At 62.9% G+C, this 11,842-nt stretch carries 11 protein-coding genes; 7 read left to right on the forward strand and 4 right to left on the reverse strand.

Translation table 11 applies throughout. The features are described 5' to 3' along the window. The first annotated feature begins 40 nt into the window (after positions 1 to 40). Positions 41 to 1,525, forward strand: coding sequence for a 2-methylcitrate dehydratase (prpD, locus tag P3R38_RS08490; protein WP_023379689.1), 1,485 nt, complete (start codon positions 41 to 43; stop codon positions 1,523 to 1,525). Between the two features lie 143 nt (positions 1,526 to 1,668). On the opposite strand, the gene acnB is transcribed toward prpD, so the two are convergent. After that, entirely contained in the window at positions 1,669 to 4,278 is a 2,610-nt protein-coding gene (gene acnB / locus P3R38_RS08495) for a bifunctional aconitate hydratase 2/2-methylisocitrate dehydratase (RefSeq protein WP_277687202.1), read from the reverse strand. 404 nt (positions 4,279 to 4,682) lie between these two features. Here acnB and P3R38_RS08500 point away from each other — a divergent pair, with 404 nt between their 5' ends. Continuing rightward, positions 4,683 to 5,162 (forward strand): DUF1289 domain-containing protein, encoded by a 480-nt coding sequence (locus P3R38_RS08500; protein ID WP_023379692.1) that lies wholly within the window; start codon positions 4,683 to 4,685, stop codon positions 5,160 to 5,162. 103 nt (positions 5,163 to 5,265) lie between these two features. Here P3R38_RS08500 and queD read toward each other — a convergent pair whose 3' ends face one another. Both queD and P3R38_RS08510 read right to left on the reverse strand, forming a co-directional pair. Continuing rightward, a complete protein-coding gene (gene queD, locus P3R38_RS08505; protein WP_015269720.1) occupies positions 5,266 to 5,622 on the reverse strand; it encodes a 6-carboxytetrahydropterin synthase QueD in 357 nt (118 codons plus the stop codon). Positions 5,623 to 5,676: 54 nt separating this feature from the next. Further along, positions 5,677 to 6,756, reverse strand: a complete 1,080-nt coding sequence (locus P3R38_RS08510) for a patatin-like phospholipase family protein (RefSeq protein ID WP_277686992.1) — start codon at positions 6,754 to 6,756, stop codon at positions 5,677 to 5,679. A gap of 199 nt (positions 6,757 to 6,955) precedes the next feature. On the opposite strand from P3R38_RS08510, the gene P3R38_RS08515 reads away from it, so the two are divergent. The 5 genes from P3R38_RS08515 to P3R38_RS08535 all read left to right on the forward strand — a co-directional run bounded on the left by P3R38_RS08515 (position 6,956) and on the right by P3R38_RS08535 (position 10,933). Further along, complete coding sequence (locus P3R38_RS08515) at positions 6,956 to 7,264, forward strand: PepSY domain-containing protein (RefSeq protein ID WP_023379696.1); 309 nt, start codon at positions 6,956 to 6,958, stop codon at positions 7,262 to 7,264. Next, the gene (locus P3R38_RS08520) at positions 7,264 to 7,578 is read left to right on the forward strand and encodes a PepSY domain-containing protein (RefSeq protein ID WP_023379697.1); all 315 of its coding nucleotides are present in this window, start codon (positions 7,264 to 7,266) and stop codon (positions 7,576 to 7,578) included. Before P3R38_RS08515 ends, P3R38_RS08520 begins: the two co-directional genes overlap by 1 nt. Next, positions 7,579 to 8,247, forward strand: coding sequence for a response regulator transcription factor (locus tag P3R38_RS08525; RefSeq protein WP_027907729.1), 669 nt, complete (start codon positions 7,579 to 7,581; stop codon positions 8,245 to 8,247). Further along, on the forward strand, positions 8,244 to 9,575 hold the full coding sequence (locus P3R38_RS08530; protein WP_023379700.1) for a sensor histidine kinase: 1,332 nt from the start codon (positions 8,244 to 8,246) through the stop codon (positions 9,573 to 9,575). Before P3R38_RS08525 ends, P3R38_RS08530 begins: the two co-directional genes overlap by 4 nt. Positions 9,576 to 9,787: 212 nt before the next feature. Continuing rightward, complete coding sequence (locus tag P3R38_RS08535) at positions 9,788 to 10,933, forward strand: HPP family protein (RefSeq protein ID WP_023379701.1); 1,146 nt, start codon at positions 9,788 to 9,790, stop codon at positions 10,931 to 10,933. Here P3R38_RS08535 and P3R38_RS08540 read toward each other — a convergent pair. Continuing rightward, entirely contained in the window at positions 10,907 to 11,773 is an 867-nt protein-coding gene (locus P3R38_RS08540) for a LysR family transcriptional regulator (protein WP_027907730.1), read from the reverse strand. The two genes, P3R38_RS08535 and P3R38_RS08540, sit on opposite strands and share 27 nt — an antisense overlap. Between the last annotated feature and the right edge of the window lie 69 nt (positions 11,774 to 11,842).

Genomic DNA, 11,842 nt, shown 5'->3' on the forward strand with positions numbered 1-11,842 from the left:
GTAGGGCCGCCCTGCGGCCCCGAATTCACAGGAGCTGCAAATGAGCGCCAACGTGGATCTGAACGAGCGCCCCGATTACGACGGCGTGCTGCAAACCCTCGCCGACTATGTCCTGACCTACCGGGTCGATTCACCCGAGGCCCTGGATACCGCGCGCAACTGCCTGATGGACACGCTGGGTTGCGGCTTGCTTGCCTTGCGCTTCCCTGAATGCACCAAGCACCTCGGCCCGCTGGTCGAGGGCACCGTGGTACCCAATGGCGCGCGCGTGCCCGGCACCAGCTATCGCCTTGACCCGGTGAAGGCCGCCTGGGACATCGGCTGTACCATCCGCTGGCTGGACTACAACGACACTTGGCTGGCCGCCGAATGGGCGCATCCCTCTGACAACCTCGGCGGTATTCTGGCAGTCGCCGATCATCTGTCGCAAAAGCGCGTGGCCACGGGCGAGCGACCGTTGTTGATGCGTGATGTGCTCGAAGCCATGGTCATGGCCCATGAGATCCAGGGTGTACTGGCGCTGGAAAACGCCTTCAACCGCGTTGGCCTCGATCACGTGATTCTGGTCAAGGTGGCTTCTACAGCTGTGTGCGCCAGGCTGATGGGGGCCAACCGCGAGCAGATGCTGAGTGCGTTGTCCCATGCTTTCGTCGATGGTCAGGCACTGCGCACCTACCGTCATGCACCCAACGCCGGTTCGCGCAAGTCTTGGGCTGCCGGGGATGCGTCCAGTCGGGGCGTGCGCCTGGCCGATATCGCCTTGCGCGGCGAGATGGGTGTACCAGGGGTGCTCACCGCGCCGCAGTGGGGGTTCTACGACGTGTTGTTCAGCCATACCAACAAGGACCTGGCGCTCAAGCCTGCCGGCCAGCAGGCGTTGCGCGTGCCTCAGGCATTGGGCAGCTACGTGATGGAAAATGTGCTGTTCAAGGTCAGTTTCCCCGCCGAGTTCCACGCCCAGACCGCCTGTGAGGCAGCCGTGATCCTGCATCCCCTCGTGCGTAACCGCCTGCACGAAGTCGACCGAATCGTCATCACTACCCAGGAGTCGGCGATCCGTATCATCTCCAAGAGCGGGCCGCTGGCCAATGCCGCCGACCGCGACCACTGTTTGCAGTACATGGTGGCGGTGCCGCTGATCTTCGGCCATCTGGTGGCCGAGCATTACGAGGATGCTTTCCACGCCAACCACCCGAGCATCGACCGCTTGCGCGAAAAAATGGAGGTAGTGGAAGACCCTCGCTTCAGCCGCGAATACCTGGAAGCGGACAAGCGCTCGATCGCCAACGCCGTGCAGGTGTTCTTCAAGGATGGCACCAGTACCGAACAGGTAGTGGTGGAATACCCGATCGGGCATCGGCGGCGGCGTGGGGAGGGCATTGCGTTGCTGGAGGCCAAGTTCAGGGAGAACCTGGCGACGCGTTTTGCGCGGCAGCGGTGTGGTGAGATTCTTCAGGTGTGCAAGGACCAGCAGCAGCTGGAGCAGATGGCGGTGCATCGTTTTGTCGATTTGTTCGTGATCTGAGGTTGCTCGTCGTCCTGCACAACCCTCGAAAACTGTGCGGTCCCTGTAGGAGCGGCTTCAGCCGCGAAGAGGTCGGCACAGGTTGAAACAAGAAAGCCCCGGTATTTCTACCGGGGCTTTTCTTTTACATCTTACAACTCAGCTTATGCCTGGACCACTGGGATCTTGGCGTTGGCTGCCGCTTCGCGGAACTCGGCGATCTGGTCGAAGCTCAGGTAGCGGTAGACGTCGGCAGCCATGCTGTCGATGTCTTTGGCGTACTGCATGTACTCTTCGACTGTCGGCAGCTTGCCGATGATCGAAGCGACAGCAGCCAGCTCGGCCGATGCCAGGTACACGTTGGTGGCGTCGCCCAGACGGTTCGGGAAGTTACGGGTCGAGGTGGAGACCACGGTCGAACCGGTCTGCACACGTGCCTGGTTACCCATGCACAGCGAGCAGCCTGGCATTTCCATGCGCGCGCCAGCCTTGCCGTAAATGCCGTAGTAGCCTTCTTCGGTCAGCTGGTGAGCATCCATCTTGGTTGGCGGAGCCAGCCACAGGCGGGTCGGGATGCCGCCCTTGACTTTGTCCAGCAGCTTGCCGGCAGCGCGGAAGTGACCGATGTTGGTCATGCACGAACCGATGAACACTTCGTCGATCTTCTCGCCTTGTACCGAGGACAGCAGGCGGGCATCGTCCGGGTCGTTCGGCGCGCAGAGCACAGGCTCCTTGACTTCGGCCAGGTCGATTTCGATGATTTCGGCGTATTCGGCATCGGCGTCGGCCGACAGCAGCTCAGGCTTGGCCAGCCAGGCTTCCATCGCCTGGGCACGGCGCTCCAGGGTACGGGCGTCGCCGTAGCCTTCGCCGATCATCCAGCGCAGCAGGGTGATGTTGGACTGCAGGTACTCGGCGATGGCCTTCTCTGGCAGCTTGATGGTGCAACCTGCGGCAGAACGCTCGGCCGAGGCGTCGGACAGCTCGAAAGCTTGCTCGACGGTGAGGTCGTTCAGGCCTTCGATCTCGAGGATGCGGCCAGAGAAGATGTTCTTCTTGCCCTTCTTCTCGACGGTCAGCAGACCCTTCTGGATGGCGTAGTAAGGGATGGCGTGAACCAGGTCACGCAGGGTGATGCCCGGTTGCAGTTTGCCCTTGAAGCGCACCAGTACCGACTCAGGCATGTCCAGCGGCATGACGCCGGTAGCAGCAGCGAAGGCTACCAGGCCGGAACCGGCCGGGAACGAGATGCCGATCGGGAAGCGGGTGTGCGAGTCACCACCGGTACCGACGGTGTCCGGCATCAGCATGCGGTTCAGCCAGCTGTGGATGATGCCGTCGCCTGGGCGCAGCGACACGCCGCCACGGGTGCGGATGAAGTCTGGCAGGGTGTGATGGGTGGTGACGTCGATCGGCTTCGGATAGGCCGCGGTGTGGCAGAAGGACTGCATGACCAGGTCGGCGGAGAAGCCCAGGCATGCCAGGTCTTTCAGCTCGTCACGGGTCATCGGGCCAGTGGTGTCCTGGGAGCCGACGGTGGTCATCTTCGGTTCGCAGTAGGCACCTGGGCGTACGCCTTGGCCTTCTGGCAGACCGCAAGCGCGGCCGACCATTTTCTGGGCCAGGGTGAAGCCCTTGCCGGAATCGGCAGGCTGTTCTGGCTTCTTGAACAGGTCCGAAGCACCCAGGCCCAGTTCGGCACGGGCTTTCTCGGTCAGGCCACGGCCGACGATCAGCGGAATACGGCCACCGGCACGAACTTCGTCGAGCAGCACTTCGGTTTTCAGTTCGAAGGTGGTGACCAGCTCGTCGCTACCGTGACGGCGTACTTCACCCTTGAACGGGTAAACGTCGATGACGTCGCCCATGGCCAGGTTGGTGCAGTCGAACTCGATCGGCAGGGCGCCGGCGTCTTCCATGGTGTTGTAGAAGATCGGGGCGATCTTGGTGCCGAAGCAGAAGCCACCTGCGCGCTTGTTCGGCACGTAAGGGATGTCGTCGCCGAAGAACCACAGCACCGAGTTGGTGGCGGACTTACGCGAAGAACCGGTACCGACCACGTCACCGACGTAGGCAACTGGGTAGCCCTTGGCCTTGACCGCTTCGATCTGGGCCAGCGGGCCGACCGAACCAGGCTGCTTCGGCTCGATGCCGTCACGGGCCATTTTCAGCATGGCCAGGGCGTGCAGCGGGATGTCAGGGCGAGACCAGGCGTCTGGAGCAGGGGACAGGTCGTCGGTGTTGGTTTCGCCAGGCACCTTGAACACGGTCAGGGTGTACTTCTCGGCGATGGCCGGGCGGTAGGTGAACCACTCGCCGGCAGCCCAGGATTCCAGGACGGCCTTGGCGTGAACATTGCCGGCCTTGGCCTTTTCGGCCACGTCGTGGAAGGCATCGAACATCAGCAGGGTGTGCTTGAGCTGTTCGGCCGCGACGGCGCCCAGCTCGGCGTCATCCAGCAGCGTGACCAGCGTTTCGATGTTGTAGCCGCCCTGCATGGTGCCCAGCAGCTCGGTGGCGTGCTTGCGGTCGATCAGTGGGGACTTGGCTTCACCCTTGGCGACAGCGGAGAGGAAAGCGGCCTTGACGTAGGCAGCTTCGTCGACTCCTGGCGGAACGCGGTGGGTGATCAGGTCTACGAGGAAGGCTTCTTCGCCGGCCGGCGGGTTTTTCAGCAGCTCGACCAGGCCTGCAGTTTGTTCGGCGTTCAGCGGCTGGGGGACGATACCCAGGGCGGCACGCTCTTCGATGTGTTTGCGGTAGGCTTCAAGCACAGTTATTACCCTCATCAGTGGTCCCTAAAGGGAGTCCGGGACGCTCATCCAGCATTCCCTGCACCCATGCGCGGAGCACGGCTTTTTGAGCCGTCCAGCCAGAGTCGCAGAGAATCCTTACAGAAGCTGCTTTCAAAGTTTTACGCCTGTAGAACGGAAGGCTGATGAGGGCTGGCTCGGGCATGTGGGTACATGGCCCGGGCCAACGCCGTTCTACCGGATGAACTGTGCTCGTGACGCTTTGAAAACAGCTTCCAACGGACATTGTTGCCTTGAAAAGGCGGGATGATTCTACGGCAAAAAAAGCCTGAAGGTAAGGCGGCGAATGTGACTTTAACGAGTGACCCTGGTTAGACAAAGGGCTAACATGGGCCAGTGTTCCATCGCCAAGCCGTTGTTTTTCCATGTCCAATCACGCCATCAAGACCCCTTGCGTCGGCCTGTGCTCCACGGTTTACGGAGACACGGTGTGCCGTGGCTGCAAGCGTTTCCACCATGAGGTGATCCACTGGAACGGCTACGACGACGAGCAGAAGCGCGCGGTCTGGATGCGTCTGGAGCAACTGCTGGCGCAGGTGATGATGGCCAAGCTGGAGGTGTTCGACAAACACCTGCTGCGCCAGCAACTGGTGCAGCGTTCGATTCGCTTCGTCGAACAGCAGTCGGAATATTGCTGGGCGTATCAGCTGATCGCGCGTGGGGCGCGGATGATTCGTGACGTCGAGGCCTACGGGATGGTGTTGCTGCCGGAGTTTCGCGACTGGGAACTGCCGCAGTTGCGCGATGCCATCGACCGGGAGTTCTTTCTGCTTTCCGAGGCGCATTACCAGCGGTACATCGCCCCAGGTTTCCTGCGTGATGCGCTAGAGGGCGGACAGGGCTGAAGCCGTGCAGTGAAGCTGCCTGATACATCGCCAGCAAGCCAGTTCCTACGAGGGGGCGCGTTTGTCCCGCAGGAGCTGGCTTGCCAGCGAAGGGGACGCCAGGTCAGTCCCCGGTATATTCGCAACCGCTGGTGCAGGTTTCGTGGATGCGTACCTTGGACAGCTCTGGCAGCAGCGGCTTGACCTGGTCCCAGATCCACTTTGCGATCACTTCGCTGGTCGGATTTTCCAGGCCTGGAATATCGTTCAGGTAGTTATGATCCAGTTGCTCGTAGATCGGCTTGAAGACCGCCTTGATCTCGGCGAAATCCCGGATCCAGCCGGTGTGCGGGTCGAGTGGGCCGGTCAGGTGCAGGCCGACCTTGAACGAGTGACCATGCAGGCGCCCGCACTTGTGCCCGGCAGGAACGTGGGGCAGGCGGTGGGCCGATTCGAACGTAAACTCTTTGAAGATTTCCACGACTGTCATAACTCTGTGTGAATCGATAATGCGCGCAGTCTACCAGCATGGCCGCTACAAGGCTTGCAGCTGTTCATGCAGCCGCCCGGTGGCAATCAGCTCCAGCAGTTCGTCGCCCAGGCGCTGGCTTTCGGCGATGGCCTTGTACCAGTAGCGCTTGCGGCTCGGCGCATCGCCCATGAAGCGCTTGAAGTCGTTACGGTCCGGCAGCTTGCCGTAGGGCAGCGCTGCCAGGTACTGCGGCGAGGGTGTCATCAGCAGTACGTTTTGCAGGCGCGTGCGGTCGCCCTTGCGCCAGGGCAGGACCTTGTCGAACCAGCCGGGCACCACCTTGTCGGTGAAATGGGGGTAAAGCACCAGGTCGTCGCCGCGGTAGGGCAGGTCCAGATGGTAGTCGAGCAGGCCGCCGTCGCGGTAGGTGCCGGTTCCGGCGCCGGGGATGTCGCGTACACCCTCCATGACCATCGGGATCGAGCCCGAGGCCAGCAGCGCATGGCGCAGGTTGCCCAGGTCGAGCGGCAGGCAGCGTGATGGGAAGTCGGTGAGCGCATCGAGCGGGGGTGTGGCGCGGCCATCATGGAGGATCACCCGCTCGAAGTGTCGACCCAGTCGCGAACGCCCGAGCAGATTGTCAGCGATGACCGACGACAGCCCCATCCCCAATCGACCACGGTGGTCATAAGCGAGCTTGCCGTGGCTTTTGACCACCAGGATATTCAGACGGTAGTGCGGGTTGGCGAGAATCTGGCCATCGCGCCCCTGCAGCAGGTCATCGAGCATGCGCTGGCAACTGCGGCTGATCTGGGCCGGGGTGACGCCCTTGGCGAAGTCCTGTTCGGTGTACAGCTCGCCCAGCAGGCGCAGGCCCGCGACCGGGTCGTCCAGGCAGGCACTGGCGAAGCGCCACGAGCCGATCGACGCACCGATCAGCGACCGCTGGCGCGGCGCCGAGGGCAGCCACTGGCCGAACAATGCCAGGTCCAGCCCCTGGATACCCAGAGGTTTCGGGCCACCCGCGGCGCCGGGCAGCACGCCGACATCGGCCGCCTGCAAGCCACGTTCGCGGATCTGCCGCAGGGCACGGGTGCCGGCCTTGAAGGTCAGGGCGGGGTACTTGATGTGGATGGCGCTCATTGAGGTTCTCGCTGGCAACAAGCGGGTCATTATAGAACCATCGCTCGCAGGTCCGGCGCTTTCCCACACCGGCTCTGCATCCGCGGGGCGCAAGGGGAAACATGCGCTATCATGGCGCCAGCTGTTTTCAGGTTGAATTAAGGACCGCTGGGTAATCTTAACCCCGTAGACAACTTGAACATCTCCAAGGAGAGAAACGATGAAAACCTTGACTGCCCTGTTCGCCGCCGCTGCCCTTGCCCTGGGCGCCAATGCCGCCTTCGCCAAGGACGTTCAGCCTGACGAAGTGGTCAAGCTGGTTAGCGAAAAGACCATCAAGTCGCTGGATGAACTCAAGGCAGCTGCCGTTGCCAAGCATCCAGGCGCTACCGTGACCGACTCCGAACTGGAAAACGAGTACGGCCGTTACATCTACAAGGTCGATCTGCGTGATGCGCAGAACGTCGAATGGGATGTCGACCTGGATGCCAAGACCGGTGAAGTGCTGAAGGACGAGCGGGACAACTGATGATCGCGTTACCGCGGCCGGCGCGTTACCTGGCGCTTTCGCTGCTGGCCGTCTGCTCCCTGGCCGTTGCCCGGGATCTGGATCAGGACGAAGCCCTGGAGCTGCGCCAGAAGGGCATCATCCTGCCGCTCGAGCGACTGCTCGAAACCGCCCTGGGGCGTCACCCCGGGGCGCGTTTGCTGGAGGCCGAACTGGAAGAAGAGGACGACCGCTACGAGTACGAGGTCGAGCTTTTGACCACCGAAGGCGTGGTGCGTGAAATCAAGCTCGATGCCACCTCCGGCGCCCTGCTCAAAGACGAGGAAGACGACTGAATGCGCCTGTTGCTTGTCGAGGACAACGTACCGCTGGCCGATGAACTGATCACCAGCCTGCAACGCCAAGGCTATGCCGTGGACTGGCTGGCCGATGGCCGTGATGCGGTGTACCAAGGCCAAAGCGAGCCTTACGACCTGATCATTCTCGACCTTGGCTTGCCAGGGTTGCCGGGCCTTGAAGTACTGGGCCAATGGCGTGCCGCTGGCCTGGTCACGCCTGTGCTGATTCTAACCGCCCGGGGTTCCTGGGCCGAGCGTATCGAGGGCCTGAAGGCTGGGGCCGACGATTACCTGAGCAAGCCGTTCCACCCTGAAGAATTACAGCTGCGCATCCAGGCCCTGTTGCGTCGTGCCCGTGGCCTGGCCAACCAGCCCACGCTCGAAGCGGCCGGCCTGCACCTGGACGAGAGCCAGCAGTGTGTGAAGCGCGATGGGGTGGATATCCCGCTGACCGCAGCGGAATTCCGCTTGTTGCGTTACTTCATGTTGCACCCGCGGCAGATCCTGTCCAAGAGCCACTTGGCCGAGCATCTGTACGACGGTGAAACCGAGCGCGATTCCAATGTGCTGGAAGTACACGTCAATCATCTGCGGCGCAAACTGGGTCGCAGTGTGATCGAGACCCGCCGTGGCCAAGGGTACCTGTACGCCGGGAGCGCCGAGTGAAGTCGATCCAGGCGCGCCTGAGTCTGGGCCTCGTAGCAGTACTGGTGGTGGTGGGCGTGGCGCTCGCTCAGTTGACGCTGTGGCTGTTCGAGGTGGGGCTGCAGCGCTACCTGGAGGCGGGCCTGCGCAAGGAAAGCGAGAACCTGCTGGTGGCGATGGTGCGCGGGCCGTCCGGCTTGCAGCTCGATGAACGACGTATTTCCGCTGCTTACCAACGGCCATTTTCCGGCTACTACTTTCGTATCGACTTCGACCAAGGCACCTGGCGCTCGCGCTCGCTGTGGGACCTGGACATGCCCAAGCCCGCTGCGCCGGGTCTGTCGGACAGCCATGCGCTAGGGCCAGAAGGCCAGCAACTGCTGGCGTTGCGTGCGGATTATCGGCGCCTTGGACAGGACGTCTCCATCAGCGTGGCCCAGGACTATTCCCCGGTGCGCGAGGGCTTTCGGCGAATGCAGCAGATCGGCCTGGGCATTGGGCTGGTGGCGCTGGTGCTGATCCTGGTGTTGCAGCGGGTCACGGTCACCCGGTCGCTGCGACCGCTGGAGCGGGCACGCCAACAGATCGCCCAGCTGCAACAGGGCCAACGTACGCAGCTGGATGCTGAAGTGCCCACCGAGCTGGCGCCGCTGGTCGACCAGATCAACCACTTGCTGAGCCACACCGAGGACAGCCTGCGCCGTTCGCGCAACGCCCTGGGCAATCTGGGGCATGCCTTGAAAACGCCGCTAGCGGTGTTACTCACCTTGGCGTCCAGCGAGCGCTTGAAGGATTTGCCCGAGGTGCAGGCGCAGATGCGCGAACAACTCGAGCAGATCCAGCAGCGTCTGGCCCGGGAGCTAAACCGGGCGCGCCTGGCCGGCGACGCACTGCCGGGTGCGCAGTTCGATTGCGATGCCGAGCTGCCAGGGCTGCTCGGCACGCTGGCCATGATCCATGGCGAGGGTTTGTCGCTCGTGCATGAGGTGCCGCCTGGGCTGCTGTTGCCGTGGGACCGCGAGGACTTGCTGGAGCTGCTGGGCAATTTGCTGGACAACGCCTGCAAATGGGCCGACAGCGAGGTCCGACTGTCGATTGCGCCGACGCCTGAGGGGTATCGGATCTGCATCGACGACGATGGCCCTGGGATTCCCGAAGGGCAGCGCCAGCAGGTGTTGGAGCGGGGTTCGCGGTTGGATGAGCAGGTCGACGGGCATGGCCTGGGGCTGGGGATCGTGCGCGACATCGTCGAAGCCTGGGGCGGGCAACTGGCCTTGCTGGAGAGCCCCCTGGGCGGGTTGCGGGTCCGCCTCGAACTACCACGCAAGACAGCGCTGATAACCGGCTGACGCGCCTGCAGGTATCAGCTTGCCGAGCGTGGGGCCGTATCAGCACTGCAAAAAAATTGCAGTACAGCCGCATTTTTTTGAATTGGTCCAACCCCTGGGCATCCCTGCACAATGAGCTGCAGTTTCCATCTCTCCATGGATGGCTTCCAGGGCCCAGGCCGCTGCGGCTGGGCTTCCTTTTCAACCCAAAAAACATGACCCCCATTACCTGAATGTCTGCCTCGTCTTCTGAAAGCCGTCTGAGCAGGCTGTTGCCTGCCCCCTTGAACATTCCTCCCCAAGAGTGGCTGCGCGCCGCCTTCGGTGCACTGCTTGGCCTGTTCCTCGCCGGTTGGTTGACCAGCCTGGCCTATGGCCCTGGGATTGCCTTGCACTTGCTTGGGCCCTTGGCCGCCTCGGCGGTACTGGTATTCGCCGTGCACTCCGGGCCCTTGGCCCAACCCTGGTCGGTGGTGGGCAGCTATGCCCTGGCGGGTGCCGTGGGTCTGGCCATGCGCCAGGGCTTGGGTAGCGAACTGTGGGTAGCGGCCGTCGCCCTGGGGCTGTCGTTGGTGTTGATGTGCTTGCTGCGTTGCCTGCACCCACCGGGTGGTGGCGTGGCGGTGAGCGCAGTGCTGGCCGACGCGGGATTGACCGCCCTGGGGGATCATCTGCTTGAGCCGGTGCTGCTCGATGCCTTGATCCTGGTGACGGTGGCGGTGATCTACAACCGCATGACCGGTGTGCGCTACCCCAAGGGTGCAGCACCGCGCAATGAACCGCACCACACGCACGACCCGCTGCCCAGCCAGCGTGTCGGCGTCAGCAGCCAAGACCTGGACCAGGCACTGGACGAATTGGGCGAGTTCGTCGACGTCACCCGCGACGAACTGCAACGCATCATTCTCGCCACCGAGCAAAACGCCTTGCAGCGCAGTCTTGGTGGTATCACTGCCGCCTCGGTGATGTCCCGTGACGTGCAGTTCGCCACACCCGACACCACCCTGGAGCAGGCCTGGGCCATGTTGGCCAGTCACCACTTGAAAACCCTGCCCGTACTGGAGCGAGGCAAGCTGGTGGGCATCGTCAGCCTCAGTGACCTGGTCGGCCCGGCCATGCAGCGCGGGCGGTTCGGTTGGCAGGGTCTGTTCGGTCGCAAAACCGTGCGTATGGCTCAGGTCATGAGCCGTCGTGTGGTCAGCGTGAGCGGGCAACACCCTCTTGAGCGCCTGCTGCCACTGCTGTGTGAGCAAGGCCTGCATTGCTTGCCAGTGCTCGAGGGGGAGCGTCTGGTGGGGGTGGTCACCCAGACCGATCTGATCGCCGGCCTCAAGCGCCAGATTCTCAACGGCTCAGATCAGCGGGTCCCAGCGTTGTGACCAATCGCTGGCGCCGGCAGCCACCAGCCGGCGCAGCAGCGCGAAGGACTGCTGCAGGGCTTCGCTGTCACGCTTGCGCGGGTACACCAGGAATGTCGGATAGGTGAACTCCGGTGCCTGAGGCACCCGCTCGAACACCCCGCTGTCCAGGTAGGCCTGGACCACGCGCGTCCGGAAGTAGCCGCTGCCACCCTGGTCGAGAATGAACTGCAGGGCCAGCGGCCCCAGGTTGAAACTCAGGGCTGGGCGCGCGCAGTCAGGCAGGGCGGCATCATGCTGGCGGCGGAAGGCTTCGCCCCAGTCGATGTAGATGTAAGGCTCTGGCCGATCGACGCGACGCACGCGGATCAGCTTCTCTTCCATCAATTGCTCCACTTGCAGCCCTGGGCCGTAGGTCGGCTGGTACACCAGGGCCGCGTCGAGCAGGCCCATTTCAACCTTGCGCAGCAACGACTCGCCGTCGCTGACCTCGCTGTGGATGGCATGGCTGGGTAGCTCACGGTGCAGGGCGCTGACCCAATCGAGCAGCATCGGGTTGCCCAGACTTACCTCGGCACCGATATGCAGCACCTGCTGGCAGCCTTCGGGTAGCGGCAGGTCGCGCCGCGCCGCCTCCCAGGTCTGCACCAGTTGGTTGGCGTAGCTGACGAAGGCTTCACCGTCGCTGGTCAGGCTGGCACCGGTTCGGCTACGCACGAACAGTTGGCAGCCCAGTTGTCGTTCCAGGCGCTGCACCCTCGCGGTTATGGCCGTCTGCGACACGAACAGGCGTTCGGCAGCGGCCACCAGACTGCCGCACCGCACGATTTCCAGAAATGTTCGGGCCTGATCGATATCCATGGGCTGCTCGGTGACTGAAGGGGCGGCCTATTCTAGAGGCTTTGCACTGTTATGGGGCGCAATTGCGTT

Origin of the sequence: Pseudomonas sp. NyZ480 (genome assembly GCF_029537255.1) — a bacterium.
Lineage (GTDB): Bacteria > Pseudomonadota > Gammaproteobacteria > Pseudomonadales > Pseudomonadaceae > Aquipseudomonas > Aquipseudomonas taiwanensis.

Excerpts from the sequence above, each read along its gene's own strand:
- prpD (WP_023379689.1), top strand. The coding sequence starts at position 41 with ATGAGCGCCAACGTGGATCTGAACGAGCGCCCCGATTACGACGGCGTG.
- P3R38_RS08500 (WP_023379692.1), top strand. The coding sequence starts at position 4,683 with ATGTCCAATCACGCCATCAAGACCCCTTGCGTCGGCCTGTGCTCCACG.
- P3R38_RS08510 (WP_277686992.1), bottom strand. The coding sequence starts at position 6,756 with ATGAGCGCCATCCACATCAAGTACCCCGCCCTGACCTTCAAGGCCGGC.
- P3R38_RS08515 (WP_023379696.1), top strand. The coding sequence starts at position 6,956 with ATGAAAACCTTGACTGCCCTGTTCGCCGCCGCTGCCCTTGCCCTGGGC.
- P3R38_RS08520 (WP_023379697.1), top strand. The coding sequence starts at position 7,264 with ATGATCGCGTTACCGCGGCCGGCGCGTTACCTGGCGCTTTCGCTGCTG.
- P3R38_RS08525 (WP_027907729.1), top strand. The coding sequence starts at position 7,579 with ATGCGCCTGTTGCTTGTCGAGGACAACGTACCGCTGGCCGATGAACTG.
- P3R38_RS08535 (WP_023379701.1), top strand. The coding sequence starts at position 9,788 with ATGTCTGCCTCGTCTTCTGAAAGCCGTCTGAGCAGGCTGTTGCCTGCC.
- P3R38_RS08540 (WP_027907730.1), bottom strand. The coding sequence starts at position 11,773 with ATGGATATCGATCAGGCCCGAACATTTCTGGAAATCGTGCGGTGCGGC.